Below are 21,149 nucleotides of genomic sequence, written 5' to 3' on the forward strand. Positions count from 1 at the left end.
CTTGACGGACCGCGAACCACCCGCTTGGTTGTGGCTCAAGGAACGTTTGGCCCGCCTGCGCCAGTCCACGACGCCGGGACGCGCCGGAGCAGAGCCGGCGCGCGTCGTGCGCATCGCCGTCGTCACCGACTCGGCTGCCGCTCTGCCGGCCGAGTGGGTCAAGGCTTTCGTCGCGGACGGCCGCCTCGCCGTCGTGCCGATGCCCGTCATGGTGGGCGAAGAGATCTACGGCGAGGGGGAGGACGACATCACCCAGACGCTCGCGCTGGCCCTGGCCGCGGGATCGTCCGTAAAGACTTCACGTCCTTCACCCGGCCAGTTCGAACAGGCTTATCTAGCCGCACGGGACCGCGGTTTCGAAGCCGTCGTCTCCATCCACATTTCCGCTGGGTTGTCCGGCACCGCGGACGCCGCCAGGCTGGCTGCGCAACGCGTCTCCATTCCGGTCGAAGTCATTGACTCCCGCACCGTAGGAATGGCTCAAGGCATGGGCGTCCAAAGCGCGCTGGTTGCCGCCGCGGACGGCCGTTCGGCAGCCGAAGTCCGGCACTTTGCCGAGGAGCGATTGGGCCGCACCAAGGTCTACTTCTATGTGCCGAGCCTTGAGCAGCTTAGGCGCGGGGGTCGTATCGGCACTGCTGCGTCTTGGCTCGGGACAATGCTGTCCATCAAGCCGATCCTCGCGGTCGCCGACGGCAAGATCGTACCGCTCGAGAAGGTGCGCTCGGCTGCGAAGGCCGTTGCCCGGCTGGAAGAAATCGTTGCCGCCGATGTCAATTCCCGGCCGCCAGGACAATCGCGGCTCGCCGTGCATCACTTTGGAAACCTGGCAGAGGCAGAGAGGCTCGCGGCCCGGCTCGGCGAGGGGTGCCCCGATTGCCCGCCTGCACAGATCAGCGCACTGCCGGCCGTTCTCGCGGCCCACGCCGGGCTCGGCGTATTGGCCGTGGTTGTGGGGGAAAGCAGTACGCCTGGCGCCGCGACGCTTTTGGGTGACAGCGCGAAAGCCATACCGGATCCGGCGAACACGATGCGGAGCAAACCGTAACCGCGTCAATCTGCGCGGGCGGAGGTCCTGAGCTTTTTGCCGGTCCGTCCTTAGCTCCATGAAAATGGGCGTAACCCCCAACCGCCGCCACACTTTCGAACGGCGGCGCTAGGCGTAAGTTTTCAAATGAGGCAATGCGCATCCTGAGCGAAGGCCTAAAAATGTCGTAGCCTCCGGGCAGAGTGTTTCCATGGAAGCGATCGGATGCGTCGACACCCGGCAGGGCATTGCCTCCCGCGGGTATTTCGGAGTGTCCCGTCATGCCCGTCGTCCGCGTCTGGCCGCGTCCCTTGCCGCGGTCCCGGGCGGGCTGGTGTTGGTGGATCCGCCGGATGGTGGCGGCCGGCTGGCCGTTCTGGACGGGGCCGTGGCGGCAGCGAGGTCTTTGGCGGACAAAGCCGCGGACGACGTCGGGGTCACCGGTTTCGAGGAGGCTGTTGCGTTCGCGTCCGGGGTGGAGGAGCTCTCCCGGACCCTGGACTATCTCCAGGTGGCCGCCGCTGCCGGGCTGGACAGGGCCCGGAACGATGAACCCGTCAGCCGGCAGGGCTGGACCACGGGCTGGGCCGCCGGCGCGGATCCAGGCGCCGGCGCGGGCTGGACGTCCGGAACCACCGCGGCCCACGCGGACGCGCAGGCCGGTGCGGCTCCTTCCCCGGGAACGGGCAGCGCCCGGGGCGGGGAGTTCAGGTCCACGGCCGAGCACCTGCGGTCCTTGCTGCGGATCGGTGCCGCCGAGGCCAGGCACCGGCTCGCCCTCGCCCGGGAGCTGCTGCCCGGCCGGAGCCTCACCGGGCAAACGGTCCCTGCCCGGCACGGGGAAACCGCCGCGGCGCTGGCGTCCGGGGTGATCGGGTCCCGCTCGGCCTGGATCATCACGATGGCCGTGGCGAAGGTGCGTCCGTTGTGCAGCCCGGAGAAGGCCACGGAGATGGAATACGCCCTGGCCCGCACCGCGGAGGAAAACGACCAGGACTTCCTGGCCAGGGTGGCCCGGCGCTGGATCGAGGCGATCGACCAGGACGGCCCGGAACCGTCCGAAGAATCCCTCCGCCACCACCAGGGAGCGTTCCTGCGCCGCCCCAGGCACGGCCTGGCGCATGTGGAGATCTTCGCCACCACCGAGCAATACGAACACCTGCTCACGGTCATGAACACCGCCACCAACCCCCGAACCCGCACACCCCAGGGCGCAGCAACCCAGGGCACAGCTCAGGTCTGCGCGGCGCCTTCCGGCGAGGCGTCCGGGAGACCATCCGGCGATTCTTCCGGCGATTCCCCCGGCGAGGCATCCGGCGAGTCGTCCGGGAGTGCCGGGGCGCCGGACCGGCGGTCGCGGGCGCAGAAGCTCCTGGACGGTCTGGTCGGTGCCTGCAAGCTCGCCCTGGCCGCGGGATCCCTGCCCGCCACGGGCGGCCACCGCCCGCAGATCATGGCCACCATCGACCACCGCGACCTCTTCCCCCAGGACCACCGGGATCCGCACACCGGGCAAGCTTCGCAAGACGGGCAGCCTTCCCGGCCCGGCCACCCCGCACTCTTTGGCGTACCCGCCCGGCCCGGGCAACCCGGGCGAGGTCTGGGCACCGGGTCCTTCACGTTCACCGGGCCCGTCCCGGCCGCCACGGTGCGCAAACTGGCCTGCGACGCCGACATCATCCCCGTGGTCCTGGGCGGCGAGGGCCAGGTCCTGGACATCGGACGGGCCTCACGGATCTTCCCGCCGCACATCCGCAAAGCCATCACTGCGCGGGACAAGGGCTGCGCTTTCCCCGGGTGCACCATGCCGGCCCCGTGGTGCGAGGCCCACCATATCGAGTACTGGTCCCGCGGCGGAGTCACGAGCGCCGCGAACGGGACGTTGCTCTGCAGCCATCACCATCATCTGATCCACAAGGAAGACTGGCACATCCAGGTCCAAGCGGGCGTGCCCTGGTTCATCCCGCCACCGCACATCGACCCGCACCGCAAACCCCGGAGAAACCACTACTTCCAGTTATGAGTCCCGAGATGGGCGTTCTCCTGTGCCCACTTATCCTCCACAAGCACTCTGCGGCGGGCCTGTCCACATAGCACCGGTCCGTGCTGCTGCTGCCGGCTCGGACCTTCTAGGCTCGTGGATATGCCACGTAGGAACCGAGCCTCACCCGCGGATGATGCTGCGAGTGCCGCCCGGCTCCGATTCGTTGCTCGTCTTGCGCCACCGACGGACCACGAGGCCGAGGCTCAGCCTGGCCACGTCAACAAAACGGAGCCTCTGCTTCCATTGCAGGCCTTGATGACATCCGGACCGGCTATGGACGATGTGGGGGAGCAGTCAGGCACCGAAGGGGTGTCCGAAGACGCAGGACCTCCATCGAGGCTTCGGTGGCGCACTCCATGGCGGGTAGCCGTGTTGTTGGCTTTGCCTTGTTTGTTGCTGGTGATTTGGTTCTTCTGGCAGTCCTGGTCCGGGCAGCCTCTGGTTGAGCCCCTCGTTCGAAGTTCACATGCGGGAGGAAATCCCGAAGCGGGCGCGGGAAGTAGAAATGGCGGTGTCGATGGGGACCTGGAATCACCCGATGGAGCCCAACTCCTCATAGTCCACGTGGCGGGTGCCGTGAAGAACCCCGGGATTGTCAGGGTGCCCGCCGGTGCGCGGGTATTCGACGCGATCGCCGCAGCTGGTGGTGCGGATACAACTGCCCAGCTTGACAGCCTCAACCTTGCCGCCATCGTGGAGGACTCGGCGAAGATTCATGTTCCGCGGCTGGGGGAGGCTGTTCCGTCACAGCTTGCGGGGCCAATTGGCGGTGCGCCCACAGCCGGTGGCGCGGGAACCGGGACTTCTGGCGGTGGAAAAGTCAACCTCAATACCGCGACGGCCGAGGAGCTCGACGCCTTGCCCAAGGTCGGCCCCGTCCTGGCCAAACGCATTGTCGAATGGCGGCAGCAGCACGGCCCGTTCGCTGCCGTGGAGGACCTCGATGCCGTGGATGGTGTTGGTCCCAAGATGATGGAATCGCTTCTGCCCTTGGTGACGGTCTAGGGTGAGCGGAGTCAAGCTGAGCCCCGGCCGCGTAGACCTTCGGCTGGCCCCGTCTGCCGTTCTCACGTGGGCTGTCTCCCTTGCGGCCGCCTATCTACCTTCCCTCTGGACGGGAGTTGTGTGCGTGGCTTTGGCCCTCGCCGCGTGTCTTCTTCTCGCCACTCGGGCCAGGGCTCCTCGTAGCCTGAGGACGTTTCCTGCCACGTTGGCCGTTGCGTGTTTGTTCGGCGCGGCCGTGGCCGCCCACGCCGCAATGCAAGCCGGACAGCGCGACGACGGACCGGTTGCCGACGTTGCAGCGGCGCGCGATTCGGTGGTCATTCATGTGTTGATCGTGGGTGATCCTCGCGAGTTAGGCACGGATTCCCGTGGATCGGGACGGTGGGCCGTGCCGGCCGAAGTGATTGATATTGCGGCCGACGGCATGCTGATCCGCTCCCGCACCAGAATTCTGCTGACCGGAGCCGAAGGCTGGGGGCAGGTTGTCACGGGACAGGAGGTAAGAACAGCCGGAAAACTGAAGCCTGCAAAGCCAGGACAAGTCGAGGCTGGCGTTCTTGCCGCCGCCACCCCACCCATGCGGCCGGACTCGCAGCGGAAGCCAGACACACAGAACAAGCCAGAAGCAAGGCACCCGACACAAGGACCTGCCGACGTTCCCCACGGTCCCGCCCAATTGAAAAGGCAATTCAGTTCCGCCGCCGAGTGGTTGCAGGGCGACGCCGCCGGTCTCCTGCCTGGAATGGTCACGGGCGACACCACGGGCTTGGACGAAAGCCTGGAGGTGGCGATGAAAACCACCGGCACCACCCATCTCACCGCGGTCAGCGGCGCAAATTGCAGCCTCATTCTTGGCGGCCTGGTGCTACTGGCAAGGAGCTTCAGGCTTGCTAGGGGAGTCGCGGCAATCGTGGCCCTTGGTGGCCTGGCGGCCTTTGTCATGATGGTGGGGCCGGACGCAAGCGTCCTGAGGGCAGCGGTCATGGGTGCTATCGGCCTCACCGCGCTAAGTAGCGGCCGGCAGGGCAGGAGCCTGGGCTTTCTCTGCCTAGCGGTCACTGGGCTTCTCACCCTGGATCCCTCACTTGGTACGAGTGTGGGGTTCCTCTTGTCCGTCCTCGCTACCCTGGGAATTGTCCTGTTGGCACGGCCTATCGCTTCCTGGGCTCCGTCTTGGGTACCTTCCTGGCTAGCGTCCGCCGTTGCCGTCCCCTTGGCGGCGCAGCTTCTGTGCAGCCCGGTCATCGTAGCCTTGCAACCGCAGTTCTCCAGCTACTCATTGCTGACGAATATCGCAGTTGCTCCGTTTGTCGCACCCGTGACGATCCTGGGAACCATTGCTGTCCCCCTTGTCCCGCTGCTTCCCTGGCTTGCAATTGTTCCGATAGCCGTTGCCGGGGCCAGCGCGGGAATGGTGGCGGCAATCGCCAGGTTCTTCGCCGGGCTTCCCGGAGCGTCCTTGCCGTGGCCGGAAGGTCCCGCTGGAATCGCCACCATGAGTCTCTGGTCTGTTGGGACAGTCCTGCTTGTGTGGCTGGTCTTGCATCCGACGCGGGTGGTCTCCGCCGTACTGTGGTTGCACGGCCGCTTGGTGCTCCTCATAGCCGCAGGGGAGTCGTCTCTTCGTCGCCGATGGACCCGCTGAACGTGGGAGACTGGAATTCTGCAAAACCCTTCTGGAAGGAAGCAACATTGGCTGCTGCCCAGGTCTCCAAGGCTAAAACTTCCGCGGCGAACACCGTTAGCTGGCGGGACGTTACCCCATCCGCGGTAGTGCTCATCACCGGCCCTGAGGAATACCTCGGAATCCGGGCCATGGATCGGATCCGATCGCAAGTGCGTGCCGCAGCACCGGAAGTGGAAATCAGCAAGCTCAATGCCGGAAGCTACGAGTCCGGTTCCCTCGCAATGGCGGTCACGCCGTCACTGTTCGATGAGGCAAAACTCATCGAGATCGAGGGCCTCGAGTCCATGACCGATGCCTTCCTTGCCGATGCCTTGAAATACGTAGCCCAACCGGAGAACGACGTCGTGTTGGTCCTTCGCCACGGTGGAGGGGTGCGCGGAAAGAAACTCCTGGACGCCATCAAGTCCTCCGGATGGCCGGTGGTGGACTGCCAACCCTTGAAAAAGGACGCCGAGAAAACAGCATTCGTCGCCTCGGAATTCAAGGCAGGCGGCCGCCGCATCGAAGCGGAAGCCGTCCAAGCCCTCGTCAATGCAGTCGGAGCCAGCCTCTCCGAACTCGCTGCGGCATGCAACCAGCTCATCGCGGACGCCACCACCACGGTGGACGCAGCCACCGTCGAACGCTACTACGGTGGCCGCGTGGAAGCCACGGCATTCAAGGTTGCTGACGCCGCCATGGCCGGCAACGGGCCGCAAGCGCTGTCCAGCCTCAGGCATGCCCTCGCCACCGGGGTTGACCCGGTGCCACTGGTAGCCGCCCTCGCCGCGAAGCTCCGCACCCTGGCCAAGGTAGCCGGCGCCCAGGGATCGTCGGCACAGATCGCCAAGCAGCTTGGCATGCAGCCATGGCTCGTGGAACAGGCCCAACGCGACGTTCGCCGTTGGACTCCCGAGGGCCTGATCCGTTCCATCCAGGTCACGGCTGAAGCGGACGCCCAAGTGAAGGGCCTCTCGCGGGATCCTGTGTACGCGGTGGAGCACGCTGTCACCGTCATTGCCACCTCGGCCCGCGGACGCTAGGTCCGCGCGACACCCAGACTGTCGGGCGCTACGCGCAATGCTTGGCGACGCCCGAATACCTGGGTCGATAGGCATTTTCCGCGTCGTCAGTAAGCCCCGCCCGTCCGCCGGCGTGCCTCGAATCTTAAAGACGCGAGGCCGGCACCCAAATGGGTGCCGGCCTCACGTTCAGCTCAGTCGAACTGGATAAACCTTAGAGTGCGTTGACCTTTTTGGAGATCGCCGACTTGCGGTTTGCAGCGTTGTTCTTGTGAATAACGCCCTTGCTGACAGCCTTATCCAGCTTACGGCTAGCAGCAACAAGAGCCTTTGCAGCGGCATCCTTGTCCGTGGACTCAACGGCGGTGGCAACGGCGCGGATGGCCGTCTTCAGCTCAGACTTGACGGCGTTGTTACGCAGGCGAGCCTTCTCGTTGGTGAGGATGCGCTTCTTCTGGGACTTGATATTAGCCACGTGTGTGAACTCTCTTTTTAATGCGGAAAATGGTCTAGAGGGTTTTCAGGTTGGCCATCGACTGAGCGGCGTGGGGATGCCTATGGCAGCCAACCATGAGTGGCCGTCGACCTGCACGGACACACAGCCATAAATATTATCAGACTCGGCCCTTTTCCGGGGATTTCGGGTCTACGCCGAATCGTGTTGCCCGTTGAGCCGACGCGCCACAACTTGGAAAGCGCGCTTGTCGAGGACAGCACCCTCGCGCCGGACGTCCGCCGGATTGATGCGAACCACCCGGTCTACCTTGACCTCGCTGGGCCGGCCTTGGGGGTCCCAGGACCCAGTTCCGATGTCGACGTAGTCATCTGAACGGCGGCCGTTGTCGTGGTCTTTGCTGGTCAGCATCAGCCCGAGCAGCCACGCGCCGTCGTGCCCTATCAACAGGACCGGGCGATCCTTGCCCTGGGAATAATCCTCTTCGTACGGAACCCAGGACCACACGATCTCTCCGGGGTCCGGTTTGCCGTCCGGATTGGGGGAGTACCGCGGAGCCACGGCGCCGCGGAAGTCGCCCGGGTAGGAGGGGGAGAGCTGCCCGACGCCGGTGCTTGCGCTCCGGGCTTGGCCCGCCTTCGCCGGGGCCCCGGCCTTCGGGGACCGGTGAGGGGGTGTGCCGGCCGGGGATCCGATGATCCGTCGGAGGTAGCCCAGGGAGCCTCTGAGTAGTCTGCCAAGCAAATGTGTATCGGGTGCCATGGAACTACCGTACTTTCCCTTGCCGTGCCGGGTCGCACAAAACGCCTCGCACACAAGTCGTGCACATACGTCTCCCACATTGCGACGGCGCCCGATCACAGTGCACAAGCCGCGTCATGTTCATGGGAGACTATTAGTTCAGATATGCGGCTTCGGCCGGAATGGTCCAGACCAGTCCGGAGTCCGGCCGTGTGAGTATCGACAGTAAGGACCCTGCGTGTCTCCCATGGCCCGCACCGAACCGGTGCCCGCCGCGACAGATCCGGCCATCATCCGGAACTTCTGCATCATCGCCCACATCGACCACGGTAAATCCACCCTGGCCGACCGCATGTTGCAGTACACCGGCGTCGTTAAGTCCCGCGACATGAAGGCCCAGTATCTGGACCGCATGGATATCGAACGCGAACGTGGCATCACCATCAAGTCCCAGGCTGTGCGCATGCCTTGGGAACTCGACGGCACCAGCTACGCCCTGAACATGATCGATACCCCCGGCCACGTTGACTTCACCTATGAGGTTTCCCGTTCCCTTGCGGCCTGTGAAGGCGCGGTCCTCTTGGTGGATGCCGCCCAGGGCATCGAGGCCCAGACCTTGGCCAACCTCTACCTGGCGATGGAAAACAACCTCACCATCATTCCGGTGCTCAACAAGATCGACCTCCCGGCCGCCCAGCCCGAAAAGTATGCCGCGGAACTCGCCAACCTGATCGGCGGCGATCCCGAGGACGTGCTGCGCGTGTCCGGCAAGACCGGCGTCGGCGTGGAGGCCCTCCTGGACAAGATCGTCCGCGATCTTCCAGCCCCTGTCGGCGACCCGGACGCTCCGGCCCGCGCCATGATCTTCGACTCCGTGTATGACACCTACCGCGGTGTGGTCACCTACGTCCGTGTCGTGGACGGCATGCTGCACCCACGCGAGCGGATCCAGATGATGTCCACCCGCGCCACCCACGAGCTCCTGGAAATCGGTGTCAGCTCTCCGGAACCCACTCCCTCCAAAGGGCTGGGCGTCGGCGAGGTAGGCTACCTGATCACCGGCGTGAAGGACGTCCGCCAGTCGAAGGTCGGCGACACCGTGACCAACCTGGCCAAGCCCGCTTCGGAATCCCTGGCCGGTTACGCCGATGCCAAGCCCATGGTCTTCTCCGGCTTGTACCCCTTGGACGGCACGGACTATCCCGTTCTGCGGGATGCCCTCGAGAAGCTGATGCTCAACGACGCCGCGCTCGTCTACGAGCCGGAGACGTCCGCAGCCCTGGGCTTCGGTTTCCGCGTGGGCTTCCTGGGCCTGCTGCACTTGGAAATCACCCGTGAACGCCTCGAGCGAGAATACAACCTCGACCTCATCTCCACCGCTCCCAACGTTGAGTACGAGGTCACGCTTGAGGACAAACGCGTCCTGCACGTCACCAACCCCAGCGAATACCCCACGGGCAAAATCGCCGAGGTGCGCGAACCAATGGTGTCTGCCACCATCCTGGCTCCCAATGAGTTTGTGGGCGCCATCATGGAGCTGTGCCAGAGCCGCCGCGGGGTCATGGGCGGCATGGACTACCTCTCGGAAGACCGGGTGGAAATCCGGTATCGCCTGCCGCTGGCCGAGATCGTATTCGACTTCTTCGACATCCTCAAGTCCAAGACCCGCGGCTATGGATCGCTGGACTGGAAGGCCGACGGCGAGCAGGTTGCCGACCTGGTCAAGGTGGACATCATGCTCCAGGGTGAGCAGGTTGACGCTTTCAGCGCTATCACCCACCGGGACAAGGCCTACGCCTACGGCGTCATGATGACAGGCAAGCTGCGCGAGCTCATTCCCCGCCAGCAGTTCGAGGTCCCTATCCAGGCCGCCATCGGCTCCCGGATCATCGCCCGCGAGAGTATCCGCGCCATCCGCAAGGACGTCCTTGCGAAGTGCTACGGCGGTGACATCACCCGTAAGCGCAAACTTCTGGAAAAGCAGAAGGAAGGCAAGAAGCGCATGAAGATGGTGGGCCGCGTGGAAGTTCCACAGGAAGCATTCATCGCAGCGCTGACCACCGACGAATCCAAGGACAAGGCCAAGAAGTAATGCGGCTGTCCGCCCGGAACACTGCGGTACAGGCGGGCACAGAACGGCCCCGGAGGGAGTTCCGTGCCTAGCGTTCTTCCCCTTGGGGATCCTGCACCTGCGGACGGCATCTTGCCTCCGCAGGTGCTCGACGGTGTCGATTCGCGCAAGTTTGGACTGTACGTCCACATACCGTTCTGTGCCGTGCGTTGCGGATACTGCGATTTCAACACCTACACCGCCACTGAGCTTGGCGGCGGCGCCTCCCAGGACGCCTACGCGTCCACTGCCATTTCGGAAGTGGAGTTCGCCGTCCGGGCCATGGAAGCCTCCGGGCTGCCGCAGCGGCCCCTGAGCACGGTGTTCTTCGGCGGCGGCACGCCGACCCTCCTGCCTGCTGAAGATCTCGCACGCATCCTGACGGCCGCCGTCGGGCACTGGGGACTGGAAGCCGGAGCCGAAGTCACCACTGAAGCGAATCCGGACTCCATGACGCCGGAGTCCCTCCAGCTGCTCGCGGATGCCGGCTTTACGCGGATTTCCTTCGGCATGCAGTCGGCAGTCCCTCACGTGCTCAAGGTCCTGGACCGTACGCACACACCCAGCCGCGTCCCCTTGGTGGTCCAATGGGCGCGCGACGCCGGCCTTGCCGTGAGCCTCGACCTCATCTACGGCACTCCCGGCGAGTCGATGGCTGATTGGCAGATCTCCCTGGAGACTGCCTTGTCCTACAGTCCGGACCACATCAGCGCCTACGCGCTGATTGTGGAAGAAGGCACCAAGCTGGCGGCACAGATCCGGCGCGGCGAGGTTCCCGGGATCGACGACGACGACCACGCCGCGAAGTACGAACTCGCCGATCAGCTGATCAGCGCCGCCGGTCTGGACTGGTACGAGGTCAGCAATTGGTCCCGTACGCCCGAACAGGCGTGCAAACACAACCTTGCCTACTGGCGGGGAGACGACTGGTGGGGCATCGGACCCGGTGCGCATTCCCACATGGGCGGCGTCCGCTGGTGGAACGTCAAGCACCCCACCGCCTATGCCAACAGGCTCGGTAGCGGGGCCTCGCCGGCCGCTGGACGGGAAACGCTCGACGCCGGAACCCGGGAAGTGGAACGCATCATGCTGGAGGCGCGCCTCGGCACCGGGCTTCAAGTCGACGCGCTCGACAAGGTGGGCCGCCACGCCGTCGCAGGCCTCATTGCCGACGGCCTGGTTGAACCCGCAGCGGCCTTCCAAGGACGGCTGGTCCTGACCCTCAAGGGCCGGCTACTCGCCGATGCCGTGGTCCGCCGGATCCTTCCGGACTAGCGGCAGGCGCCAGCGCCCGGAGCGGGGGGGGGCTACATAGGCATCCGCCGCGAGGACCGGCTACTTGATCCAGCGCAGGTTGAAGCGGTAGCGGTGCGGCTGACCGTGGTTGACGCGGATTCCGGCCGACACCGAGAAGCAGGTCACTGCGACCCAAATCGCCGTGGCCAAAACCGCGAACAGGTTTCCCACCACCGGGAGCAGGACCAGGATGTTTGCGAGCACTGCGGCAATCGTCGGAGGCAAAGTGAAGTTGAGCGCTTCCTTGGATTCCTGGGCCGTGAACGGGCCACGCTCGCGGAAGATCAGGTAGATCAGGAGCGAAGGCACGCAGCCGAGGATTCCTCCAAAGTGCGCCAGGGTTGCCCACTGCCGGTCTTCCGAGGCGGTCAAGGGCAGCGCGTTGGCAGGAACGCCGTGGTACTGGGACTGGCCCGAGGTGCCGTCCCGATCGTCAGGAGCGTTGTCTGCCACAGTTTCTTCCTTCGAGTGTCTATCGGTGCAGTGTTGCTGTCCCAGAATACTTGCTTGGCACGCGGTCAGCCGACCAACTGCTGTCCCCTACGCAGGTAATTCATCACGGAACGGTCAGGAAATCGATCACTTCCTCCACGCGACCCAGCAGAGACGCCTCCAAATCGGCGTAGCTGTGGACGGCGCCCAGCAGCTTCTGCCAACCCAGTCCGATGTCCTCGGCCGTTTCATGCGGCCAGCCAAACGCCTTCAGTATCCCGGTCTTCCAATCCGTGCCCCGCGCGATGGTCGGCCATTGCTCGATCCCCAACACCTTGGGCCGGATTGCCTGCCAGACGTCCACGTAGGGGTGTCCCACGATCAAGACGTTTCCTGCAGCGCCCGGCAGCGTCATGGCGTCGGCCGCAATCCGCGACTCCTTCGAATCCGGGACCAAGTGGTCCACAAGGATCCCGAGACGGCGGCCCGGGCCAGGGGAGAATGCGGCTATTGCCGCCTTGAGATCGTCCACGCCATGCAACGGCTCGACGACGATACCCTCCACCCGGAGATCATCTCCCCACACCTTTTCCACAAGTTCGGCGTCGTGCTTACCTTCCACCCATATCCGGCTCGCCTTGGCGACTTGGGCCCGCTGGCCGGCGACTCGGACGGATCCTGATGCTGTCCTGCCTGCTGGCGCCGCCCCCTTGGCGGCGGCCGGGCGTGGGGCAGGCGGCAGGAGCTTCACGGCTTGTCCCTCCAGCAGGAATCCGAAGCCAAGCCGGAACGACTTGGCCTTTCCCCGCCGATCCTCCAGCACCACAATGTGCATGCCTCCGGACTTCTCCACCCTGGTCACGGCCCCGACCCAGCCGGACTGGACGTCTTCGAGAACCATTCCGCGTTCAACAGGAACCTCAGGCAGTTGCCGTTTGGCAGGCGAGGAGAGGTCTTGCGGGCCCCAATTGTCGTAAGACACGGTCTTCACACCACTTTGCGCTAGGGGATCGGTCACGGTCCGTGGCATTGCGCAGGACCGCGCGGGAATCATGTTCGCCGCGAGCGGTACCAATGCTAACAACGAGGTGGCTCATACTAGACTTGTTAGCACTTGGGCATGTTGAGTGCTAACTGTTGAAATGTTGATTGGAGGTGGGCAGTGAGCGAACCACGCAAGCTTGAAGTGTTACGCGCCATCGTGGAGGACTACGTTCACTCCCGCGAGCCGGTCGGTTCCAAAGCCTTGGTTGAACGGCACCATCTGGGAGTGTCGAGCGCAACCATCCGCAATGACATGGCCCTCTTGGAAGAAGAAGGCCTCATTGCCGCACCGCACACGAGCGCCGGCCGCATTCCCACGGACAAGGGTTATCGCCTGTTCGTCGACCGTATTTCCGAGGTCAAACCACTTTCGGCCGCCGAGCGCCGGGCCATCCACTCCTTGCTTGAGGGACCTGACGACGTCGAGGACATCCTTGAGCGCACCGTCCGGCTCCTCTCCCAACTGACCAACCAGGTCGCCGTCGTGCAGTATCCGCACCTGAGCCGCGCGCGCGTCCGGCACATTGAGTTTGTCCTTTTGGCACCGCGCCAGGTCCTGGTGGTGTTGATCGCCGATTCGGGCAAGGTGGAACAGGGCGTTGTGCACGCCGCGACGGACACCACTGACGACGAACTCATGGCCTTGCGGGCGCGATTCCTTGGAAGCATCGCCGGCTCCCAGCTCGACCTCATGCCGCAAGTGCTGCCATCGGTGGTTGCCCTGTGCCCGCCGGCGCTTCGGAACCTTGCCGGCGCCCTTGCCCACGGCCTGGAAAGGCTTGCCGAGCGGAGCCGCGACGAACGCATGGTCATGGCAGGCACGGCAAACCTGGCCCGCTCCAACGTGGACTTCCCGCTGAGCATCGGTCCGGTCCTCGAAGCGCTTGAGGAACAGGTGGTCATGTTGCGGCTTTTGTCCGACATGGCGGAAGACCCCCGGGGCGTCACGGTGAGTATCGGCCGCGAAAACCCCTACGACGGCCTCTCCGAGGCTTCGGTGGTTGCCACGGGCTACGGTCCGGGCAGCAGTGCCAAGATCGGCATTCTTGGACCCACCCGCATGGACTATCCCAACACCATGGCGGCCGTCCGTGCCGTCGCACGCTACCTTTCCCGCATTCTGGGCGGCTGACGGCCTCGGCTGGAAACCGCCCCGCAAGAAACGCAGTGGAACCGTAAACAAGGAAGAGATACCGACTTTGAGCAGTCACTATGACGTTCTGGGCGTCTCGCCGGAAGCAACCGGCGAGGAGATCAAGAAGGCCTACCGCAAACTCGCACGTAAGCTGCACCCCGATGTGAACCCCGGGGCCGGCGCTGCAGAGGAATTCAAGGCGGTGACTCACGCTTACGAGGTCCTCTCCGACCCACAGAAGCGCCGCGTCTACGACGCCACCGGCAACGAGAACGGGACCGACAACGGTTTCGGCGGCGGCTACGCGGGCCAGGGATTCGCCTTCCAGGACATCTTCGACACCTTCTTCGGCGGAGGAGGTGGCGGCATGCAAGGCCCCGCGTCACGCATGCGCCGCGGGCAGGACGCCTTGATCAGTGTCCGCATCGACCTGCGCGAAGCCGTCTTCGGTGTCAACAAAAAGCTCGAAGTGGACACTGCAGTCATCTGTCCCACGTGCGAAGGCTCATGCTGCCGACCGGGCACCCACCCGGAACGCTGCGACATCTGTGGCGGCTCGGGCCAGGTCCAGCGGGCCGTGCGCTCGATCCTCGGCCAGGTCATGACGGCCGCGCCGTGTGGATCGTGCGAAGGTTTCGGCTCGATCATCAAGGATCCCTGCAATGAGTGCAACGGCCAGGGCCGCATCCGCAGCCGACGTTCGCTGACCGTCAAGGTGCCTGGCGGCGTCGCTACCGGGACCCGCATCCAGTTGTCGTCGCAAGGCGAAGCAGGCCCCGCAGGCGGGCCTCCCGGCGACCTCTACGTGGAGATCCGGGTCAACAGCGATTCCACCTACATACGGGAAGGCGACGACCTCCACGCCACGCTGAGCGTCCCCATGACCGCCGCGGCGCTGGGTACCGAGCTCCAGCTTGAGACTTTCGACGGTCCCCAGGAAATCGACGTCAAGTCCGGCACGCAGTCCGGCGAAGTCATCACCCTGCGCGGGCTGGGCGTCACCCATCTCCGCGGCTACGGCAGGGGAGACCTCAAGGTGCACCTGCACGTTGAGACGCCCGGCAAGCTCGACGCCGCACAGGAAGACCTGCTTCGCCAACTGGCCAAGTTGCGCGGGGAGCAGTTCACCGAAGGCAAGCTTGTGGCCAGTGGAGGTATGTTCGCGAAGCTGCGGGACAAGCTCGGTAACCTGTAGCGGTGAGCAACCCCGTATTCTTCACAGCTGCCGGATCGCTTGACGGGCTCGGCCCTGGCGACTCTTTCATGCTTGACGGCGCCGAAGCCAGGCATGCTGTCACCGTCAAGCGCCTGGAAATCGGCGAAGCCGTCGATATCGCCGACGGTGCCGGCAAACGGCTCACGGGCACGGTGGCCGAATCCGGGCAGGGAACCCTGACGGTCGTTGCCTCCGCCGTCCAGGAGGAACACCAGCCAGCCGTACGGCTCGTGTTGGTCCAGGCCCTCGCGAAGGGCGACCGGGACGAGCTCGCCGTCGAAACGGCTACGGAACTCGGGATCGACGCCGTCGTGCCCTGGCAGGCGGAACGTTCCATCGTGCGCTGGAAGGGTGACCGGGCGGCAAAAGCCCACGCGAAATGGCAGTCTGTCGCCACGGCAGCCGCCAAGCAGGCGCGGCGCGCGTGGATTCCTGAGGTGCGTGCCGCCGTCGACGGCTCCGGCCTGGCTGCGGCCGTTGCCGCCGCCGATCTGGCGATCATCCTGCACGAGGACGCGAAACGTCCGCTACGGGAGGTCCTGGAGAAGTGGCACGGCGGGGTTTCCGACGCCGATGCCGGGGCTGGGCGGGAAGTGCTGCTCATTGTCGGCCCGGAGGGCGGCATTTCACCGCGCGAAGTGACGAAGCTCAGCGATGTCGGCGCCGTCACCGCGCTCTTGGGCCACCACGTGCTTCGCTCGTCGACGGCGGGTCCTGCCGCCGTCGTGCTCGCCAGTGACATCCTGGGGCGCTGGTAGCCCGCAGCACGTCCTAGATCAGCGGACGTCCTCAGCGAACGGTGAAAGTACGGGTATCAGTCGCGATGTCCGCGTCGTTGGGTCCCATCAAGGAGACCCGCAATTCGTATCGGCCCGCTCCGAGCCCCACTGTGAAGCTGAAGGTTCCACCCTGTCCCGGAACGGTCGAGGCAGTGACCTGCCCGGCGAGGTACGAGGACTTGTCGCCGTTTGAGTTCTCGCGAAGGATTTGCCAATGCAGCTTCTTCGAGGGGTCCGTGCTTCGGCCGTTGAACTTGACCGGACCGGAAGGCAAGGTCAGGTCCTCCTGCGGGTCGATGATCCACACCGGCGCCACCATGGAGGCGTCGCGGACCATCGGATCGCCGAGTTTGACCTGGCCGAATGCCATGTAGTCCGTGTGCCCGTCAACCAGGATGGTCACCTTGATCTGCTGTCCTGAATCGATCAGGCCCGAACTTGCGGCCGCAGCGGTAGCGGTATAGACGAGTTCCTGGACCGCCCGCTGTGCCATCCCGGCATCGAGATTGGAGTTGAACGCGTCGCGGGAAACATCGACCGTGACCACGTTCTTACCGGAAATCGAGGTCGCCAGGCTGCCAGGGTTCTGCCAGGGAGTGAAGAAATCGTGATCCAGAGGCTTCTGGGACATCATGATCCGCAGCGCCGTGGTGATGGGGTTCTCGTTGCCTGGGTTGTCACGGAATTCGCGGTACAGGAAGGTGTCCGTGTCGCTGCGCCCGATCCAGTACACGGGGATCTTGTTGGAGGCCTGGGTCGTTTCGAGCGGAGCATTGCTGTCGGGGGCCGTCTGCAGGGCAGCGGTCGGGGTGGGGACCGGCGTCGTGGATCCCTGTCCAGTGCGATCGGCAATGCATCCCGACAGGAACAAGGCAGCCGTCAAGGCGGTCACAAGCATCGCGGAACGTTTCCGGATGCGTGTGCCGTGAGGGGTGACGGCTGGCCTGGTGATTTTGGATTCCTGATCGTGTTCGGCCGCTGTAGCGCGGGGGAGTCATGCGCCCGGCGGCCGGGCACAGGGGCATTTTTGCCCATGAATCAGCTTGTCATAGTCTCCGGGGCCCCGGCTGGCGTTTCGATACCCGGGCGGACAACTGCAATCCGATTGATACGAGGTCGATGCCGAGTTGATACCAAAGCGGCACGAATCCGCCGTCCGCAGCCCCGCCGGGCACGGTCCGGACCCATCGCGGAGACTGGCTGGCGTAGGATTGAAAGCAATCCGAGGCCCACGATCCTGCGCCCATCCAGCAGACGGACATCGGAGAAAATCGATGGACATCACCAAGCCGGAGGAGCACAGGCCGCGAGGCCAGCACTATGACAGAATCATTGAACGGGCGGCCCAAGGCCGGCAGCGTTGAGACAGGTCCGGCCGAGTTTCCCCACTCTGTCCCGGGCGCCCGGACGGAAGTTGTCATCTTCGACAACTCGGATCAGATGGTTCAGACCCTTGGCAGCCATGACGAGGCCTTGCGCTACATCGAAGCCCAGTTCCCCGGCGTCGACTTCCACGTGCGCGGCAACGAGCTCTCCTTCAGCGGACCGTCAAGCGACGTTCCCAGGATCATGCGGCTTCTGGAGGAAGTCCGTGGCCTGGTCGGCAAGGGGACAGTCATCACCCCTGACGTGCTCCAGCAGCTTGTTTCCTTGTTGCGGAGCCAATCGCTGCAAAACCCCGTGGAAATCCTGACCCACAACATCCTTTCGAGCCGCGGGCGCACCATTCGGCCCAAGACGCTCAACCAGAAGAACTATGTCGATGCCATTGACGACAACACCGTCATCTTCGGGATCGGCCCTGCGGGCACCGGCAAGACGTACCTGGCGATGGCCAAAGCCGTCCAGGCACTGCAGCTCAAGGAAGTCAGCCGCATCATCCTCACGAGGCCCGCCGTCGAGGCAGGTGAGCGCCTCGGGTTCCTGCCGGGAACGTTGAGCGACAAGATCGACCCCTACCTGCGTCCTTTGTACGATGCTTTGCACGACATGATGGATCCGGAATCGATTCCGCGGCTCATGGCTGCCGGGACCATTGAGGTAGCACCGCTTGCGTACATGCGCGGCCGCACGCTCAACGACGCGTTCATCATCCTCGATGAGGCGCAAAACACCACGGCGGAACAGATGAAGATGTTCCTGACCCGTTTGGGCTTCGGATCCAAGATGGTTGTCACGGGGGATATCACCCAGGTGGATTTGCCCTTCGGCGCCACTTCCGGGCTGCGCATCGTCCAGGAGATCCTCAGCGGGATCGACGGCGTGAACTTCACGATGCTGGACGCTTCCGACGTCGTCAGGCACCGGCTCGTCGCTGACATTGTGTCCGCCTACAGCAAGTGGGACGAAAAGCACCGGGTGCGTGCCCAGCACACGCCCATCCATGACAAACGGGGAGAACACCGATGAGCATCGAGGTCAACAACGAGTCCGGCGTCCAGGTGGACGAGGCACAATTGGTGACGCTTTCGCGCTTCATCTTCGAGCGGCTCTACATTCACCCGCAGGCCGAACTTTCCATCCTCCTGGTGGATGAGCCCGCCATGGAAAAGCTCCACATCGAGCTCATGGACGAACCCGGCGCCACGGACGTCCTGTCTGTTCCGATGGATGAGCTGACTCCAGGTACTCCCGGCAAGCCGGCTCCACAGGGCATGCTGGGCGACATCGCCATCTGCCCGCAGGTAGCCGAGGTTCAAGCGCGCAACGCCGGTCATTCAACGCAGGATGAAATGCTCCTGCTCTGCACGCACGGAATCCTTCACCTCCTCGGTTTCGACCACGCGGAGCCGGAGGAAAAGGAAGAGATGTTCGGCCTGCAGCGTGAGCTGCTGTCCGCGTTCCTCGGCAAGGACGCCCCCATGGAGACCATGCTGTGACCTCGCTCATCCTGGTCGGGATGGCGTTGGTATTCCTCAGTTTCGTCGCCCTGCTGACCGCGGCTGAAGCTGCCTTCACCTTCCTGCCGCGGCACGACGCGGAGCAAGCCATCGTCAAGAGCAGGGGAAATTCGCTTCGCAGTATCCTCGCCCAGCCCGTTGCGCACATTCGCGCACTGCGGTTCTGGCGTGTCTGGTTCGAGATGGCGGCAGCAGTGGCCGTCGCCGTCGTCATGCACAGCCTCCTAGAGAACGTTTGGCTTGCCGGATTGGCGGCTACAGGCATCATGGCCGTCATTGGATTCGTTCTGGTGGGCGTCTCGCCCCGTCAACTCGGACGCGCCCACTCGGGCGGGGTGGTTCGCTACTCGGCACCACTCATCAGGTTCCTGTGCTGGATCCTGGGTCCCATCCCTGGTTGGCTCGTGGCGATCGGCAGTACGGTAGCGCCCGGCGCGCCCAGCGGCGACGAAGCATTCTTCAGCGAGGAAGAATTCCGTGAACTCGTGGACAGGGCCACGGAATCCGACATGATCGAGGACAGCGAGGCCGAACTGATCCAATCGGTCTTCGACTTCGGCGACACCTTGGTGCGCTCGGTGATGGTTCCTCGAACGGACATTGTGAGCATCGAGTCCGGATCCAGCCTGGAGCAGGCCATGGCCTTGTTCCTCCGTTCCGGGTACTCAAGGATCCCCGTCATCGGCGAGAACGCGGACCAGATCCGCGGCATTCTCTATTTGAAGGACGTCGCTGCCGCATTGCACCGCCCCGAACAACCATCAGTACGCCAAGACGTTGACGCCATAGCCCGCGAGGCACGCTTCGTTCCCGAATCGAAGCCTGTCAGCGACCTCCTGAGCGAGCTTCAGCAAGAGTCCACGCACGTCGCCGTCGTCATTGACGAATACGGCGGCACGGCCGGACTGGTGACGCTGGAGGACCTGATTGAGGAAATCGTCGGGGAGATCGTCGATGAGTACGATTCGAACGATGCCGAGGTCACTGACCTTGGTGACGGCACGTACCGCGTCAGTTCGCGGATGAGCATCGACGACCTCGGCGAACTTTTCCACATTGACCTCGACGACGACGAAGTGGACACCGTAGGCGGCCTCCTGGCCAAGACCCTGGGCAAGGTGCCCATCGTCGGCAGCGCGGTGCACGTGGATGGGATCTCCTTGAAAGCCGATAGGCTGGAAGGCCGGCGAAACCGGGTCAGCCATATCATTGCGGCAGCCATTCCAAAAGAAGACACTGACCTTGAAGACCTTCTCGACGAGGCCGACACAACGCAACAGGGAGTTCCACGTGAGCAAGCACAATAAGAAGTTCGACGCCGATCAGGACTTCGGCGGCTTCCACGCAGGATTCTCGGTTCTTGTGGGGCGTCCCAACGCCGGCAAGTCCACCCTCACCAACGCTTTGGTCGGCCAGAAGGTGGCCATCACCTCGGCAAAACCGCAGACCACCAGGCACACGATCCGCGGCATTGTCCATCGGGACGACGCGCAGCTGATCCTCGTCGACACTCCGGGCCTCCACCGCCCGCGCACCCTCCTTGGCAAGAGGCTCAACGATCTCGTCGCGGACACCCTCTCCGAAGTGGACGCCATTGGCTTTTGCTTGCCCGCCAACGAGAAGATCGGACCGGGCGACAAGTACATCGCAGCCCAGCTCGCCGCGGTGGGACGCAAGCCCATCATCGCCCTGGTCACCAAGACCGACCTTGTTGACCGCCAGGCCCTGACCGAGCAACTCCTGGCTGTAGCCGCGTTGGGCCGCGAAGTCCTCGGCGAGCAAGGCTGGGCCGATATCGTTCCGGTTTCAGCGACCGACGGTTTCCAGGTCAATACGGTCGCCGACGTCCTCATCGGCCACATGCCGCCTTCTCCGCCGCTCTACCCGGACGGTGAACTCACCGATGAACCGGAGGCCGTCATGGTCGCCGAACTTATCCGGGAAGCAGCACTGGAAGGCGTCCGCGACGAGCTTCCGCACTCCCTGGCCGTGGTGGTGGAGGAAATCCTGCCCCGCGAGGGCCGCTCCGAAGACAACCCGCTCCTCGACGTGCGGGTCAATTTGTACGTTGAGCGCCCGTCCCAGAAGGCCATCATCATCGGCAAGGCCGGAAGCCGGCTGCGCGAAGTCGGAACGAACGCCCGCAAGGGCATTGAGGCCCTCCTGGGAACCAAGATCTACCTCGACCTGCACGTGAAAGTGGCCAAGGACTGGCAGCGCGACCCGAAGCAACTCGTGAAGCTGGGGTTCTAACCGCTGGGGAATTTCCCAGTTTGGG

The 21,149-nt window shown here is 64.3% G+C and carries 19 protein-coding genes; 14 read left to right on the top strand and 5 right to left on the bottom strand.

Annotated elements, in window-relative coordinates; all coding sequences use genetic code 11:
* The first annotated feature begins 1 nt into the window (after position 1).
* The 5 genes from AC3WJU_RS07510 (at position 2) to holA (ending at position 6,785) form a co-directional block, all read left to right on the top strand.
* A complete protein-coding gene (locus tag AC3WJU_RS07510; RefSeq protein WP_492259554.1) occupies positions 2–1,048 on the top strand; it encodes a DegV family protein in 1,047 nt (348 codons plus the stop codon).
* A gap of 190 nt (positions 1,049–1,238) precedes the next feature.
* On the top strand, positions 1,239–3,050 hold the full coding sequence (locus AC3WJU_RS07515) for an HNH endonuclease signature motif containing protein (RefSeq protein WP_492259555.1): 1,812 nt from the start codon (positions 1,239–1,241) through the stop codon (positions 3,048–3,050).
* Between the two features lie 546 nt (positions 3,051–3,596).
* Positions 3,597–4,076 (top strand): helix-hairpin-helix domain-containing protein, encoded by a 480-nt coding sequence (locus AC3WJU_RS07520; RefSeq protein ID WP_275937076.1) that lies wholly within the window; start codon positions 3,597–3,599, stop codon positions 4,074–4,076.
* Between the two features lies 1 nt (position 4,077).
* Positions 4,078–5,721 (top strand): ComEC/Rec2 family competence protein, encoded by a 1,644-nt coding sequence (locus tag AC3WJU_RS07525; RefSeq protein ID WP_492259556.1) that lies wholly within the window; start codon positions 4,078–4,080, stop codon positions 5,719–5,721.
* Positions 5,722–5,768: 47 nt separating this feature from the next.
* A complete protein-coding gene (gene holA / locus AC3WJU_RS07530; RefSeq protein WP_492259557.1) occupies positions 5,769–6,785 on the top strand; it encodes a DNA polymerase III subunit delta in 1,017 nt (338 codons plus the stop codon).
* 193 nt (positions 6,786–6,978) lie between these two features.
* Here holA and rpsT read toward each other — a convergent pair whose 3' ends face one another.
* Both rpsT and AC3WJU_RS07540 read right to left on the bottom strand, forming a co-directional pair.
* Positions 6,979–7,239, bottom strand: a complete 261-nt coding sequence (gene rpsT / locus AC3WJU_RS07535) for a 30S ribosomal protein S20 (protein ID WP_028267110.1) — start codon at positions 7,237–7,239, stop codon at positions 6,979–6,981.
* Positions 7,240–7,410: 171 nt separating this feature from the next.
* The gene (locus AC3WJU_RS07540; protein WP_492259558.1) at positions 7,411–7,980 is read right to left on the bottom strand and encodes a type II toxin-antitoxin system PemK/MazF family toxin; all 570 of its coding nucleotides are present in this window, start codon (positions 7,978–7,980) and stop codon (positions 7,411–7,413) included.
* A gap of 217 nt (positions 7,981–8,197) precedes the next feature.
* Between AC3WJU_RS07540 and lepA the strand changes: the two genes are divergently transcribed.
* Together lepA and hemW are read left to right on the top strand one after the other, a co-directional pair.
* Positions 8,198–10,051 (top strand): translation elongation factor 4, encoded by a 1,854-nt coding sequence (gene lepA / locus AC3WJU_RS07545; RefSeq protein ID WP_492259559.1) that lies wholly within the window; start codon positions 8,198–8,200, stop codon positions 10,049–10,051.
* A 63-nt stretch (positions 10,052–10,114) separates the two neighbouring features.
* Positions 10,115–11,344, top strand: coding sequence for a radical SAM family heme chaperone HemW (gene hemW / locus AC3WJU_RS07550; RefSeq protein WP_492259560.1), 1,230 nt, complete (start codon positions 10,115–10,117; stop codon positions 11,342–11,344).
* 60 nt (positions 11,345–11,404) lie between these two features.
* Here hemW and AC3WJU_RS07555 read toward each other — a convergent pair whose 3' ends face one another.
* The gene (locus AC3WJU_RS07555; protein ID WP_059390016.1) at positions 11,405–11,818 is read right to left on the bottom strand and encodes a DUF4870 domain-containing protein; all 414 of its coding nucleotides are present in this window, start codon (positions 11,816–11,818) and stop codon (positions 11,405–11,407) included.
* Positions 11,819–11,921: 103 nt separating this feature from the next.
* The gene (locus AC3WJU_RS07560; RefSeq protein ID WP_492259561.1) at positions 11,922–12,779 is read right to left on the bottom strand and encodes a DUF3097 family protein; all 858 of its coding nucleotides are present in this window, start codon (positions 12,777–12,779) and stop codon (positions 11,922–11,924) included.
* A gap of 180 nt (positions 12,780–12,959) precedes the next feature.
* Here AC3WJU_RS07560 and hrcA point away from each other — a divergent pair, with 180 nt between their 5' ends.
* From hrcA to AC3WJU_RS07575, 3 genes are all read left to right on the top strand, one after another.
* Positions 12,960–13,973, top strand: coding sequence for a heat-inducible transcriptional repressor HrcA (gene hrcA / locus AC3WJU_RS07565; RefSeq protein WP_059390015.1), 1,014 nt, complete (start codon positions 12,960–12,962; stop codon positions 13,971–13,973).
* 67 nt (positions 13,974–14,040) lie between these two features.
* Positions 14,041–15,171, top strand: a complete 1,131-nt coding sequence (gene dnaJ / locus AC3WJU_RS07570) for a molecular chaperone DnaJ (RefSeq protein WP_059390014.1) — start codon at positions 14,041–14,043, stop codon at positions 15,169–15,171.
* A 2-nt stretch (positions 15,172–15,173) separates the two neighbouring features.
* Positions 15,174–15,950, top strand: coding sequence for a 16S rRNA (uracil(1498)-N(3))-methyltransferase (locus AC3WJU_RS07575; protein WP_441438134.1), 777 nt, complete (start codon positions 15,174–15,176; stop codon positions 15,948–15,950).
* Between the two features lie 31 nt (positions 15,951–15,981).
* On the opposite strand, the gene AC3WJU_RS07580 is transcribed toward AC3WJU_RS07575, so the two are convergent.
* The gene (locus AC3WJU_RS07580; protein WP_059390012.1) at positions 15,982–16,869 is read right to left on the bottom strand and encodes a GerMN domain-containing protein; all 888 of its coding nucleotides are present in this window, start codon (positions 16,867–16,869) and stop codon (positions 15,982–15,984) included.
* Between the two features lie 422 nt (positions 16,870–17,291).
* Here AC3WJU_RS07580 and AC3WJU_RS07585 point away from each other — a divergent pair, with 422 nt between their 5' ends.
* From AC3WJU_RS07585 to era, 4 genes are read left to right on the top strand one after another with little or no spacing between them, the layout of a single operon-like run.
* Positions 17,292–18,380: a PhoH family protein gene (locus AC3WJU_RS07585; protein ID WP_059390011.1), complete on the top strand. Its 1,089-nt coding sequence runs from the start codon at positions 17,292–17,294 to the stop codon at positions 18,378–18,380.
* The gene (gene ybeY / locus AC3WJU_RS07590; RefSeq protein WP_059390010.1) at positions 18,377–18,850 is read left to right on the top strand and encodes an rRNA maturation RNase YbeY; all 474 of its coding nucleotides are present in this window, start codon (positions 18,377–18,379) and stop codon (positions 18,848–18,850) included. The genes AC3WJU_RS07585 and ybeY overlap by 4 nt, the downstream gene beginning before the upstream one ends.
* A complete protein-coding gene (locus AC3WJU_RS07595; protein ID WP_284989006.1) occupies positions 18,847–20,178 on the top strand; it encodes a hemolysin family protein in 1,332 nt (443 codons plus the stop codon). Before ybeY ends, AC3WJU_RS07595 begins: the two co-directional genes overlap by 4 nt.
* Positions 20,162–21,124: a GTPase Era gene (era, locus tag AC3WJU_RS07600; protein WP_059390009.1), complete on the top strand. Its 963-nt coding sequence runs from the start codon at positions 20,162–20,164 to the stop codon at positions 21,122–21,124. Before AC3WJU_RS07595 ends, era begins: the two co-directional genes overlap by 17 nt.
* The last annotated feature ends 25 nt before the right edge of the window (positions 21,125–21,149 follow it).

Source organism: Arthrobacter sp. FW306-1B-F12A (assembly GCF_058781865.1).

Bases quoted from the DNA above. Each gene is read 5' to 3' on its own strand.
- AC3WJU_RS07515 (WP_492259555.1), top strand. From the start codon at position 1,239: ATGGAAGCGATCGGATGCGTCGACACCCGGCAGGGCATTGCCTCCCGC.
- AC3WJU_RS07540 (WP_492259558.1), bottom strand. From the start codon at position 7,980: ATGGCACCCGATACACATTTGCTTGGCAGACTACTCAGAGGCTCCCTG.
- AC3WJU_RS07580 (WP_059390012.1), bottom strand. From the start codon at position 16,869: ATGCTTGTGACCGCCTTGACGGCTGCCTTGTTCCTGTCGGGATGCATT.
- AC3WJU_RS07585 (WP_059390011.1), top strand. From the start codon at position 17,292: ATGACAGAATCATTGAACGGGCGGCCCAAGGCCGGCAGCGTTGAGACA.
- ybeY (WP_059390010.1), top strand. From the start codon at position 18,377: ATGAGCATCGAGGTCAACAACGAGTCCGGCGTCCAGGTGGACGAGGCA.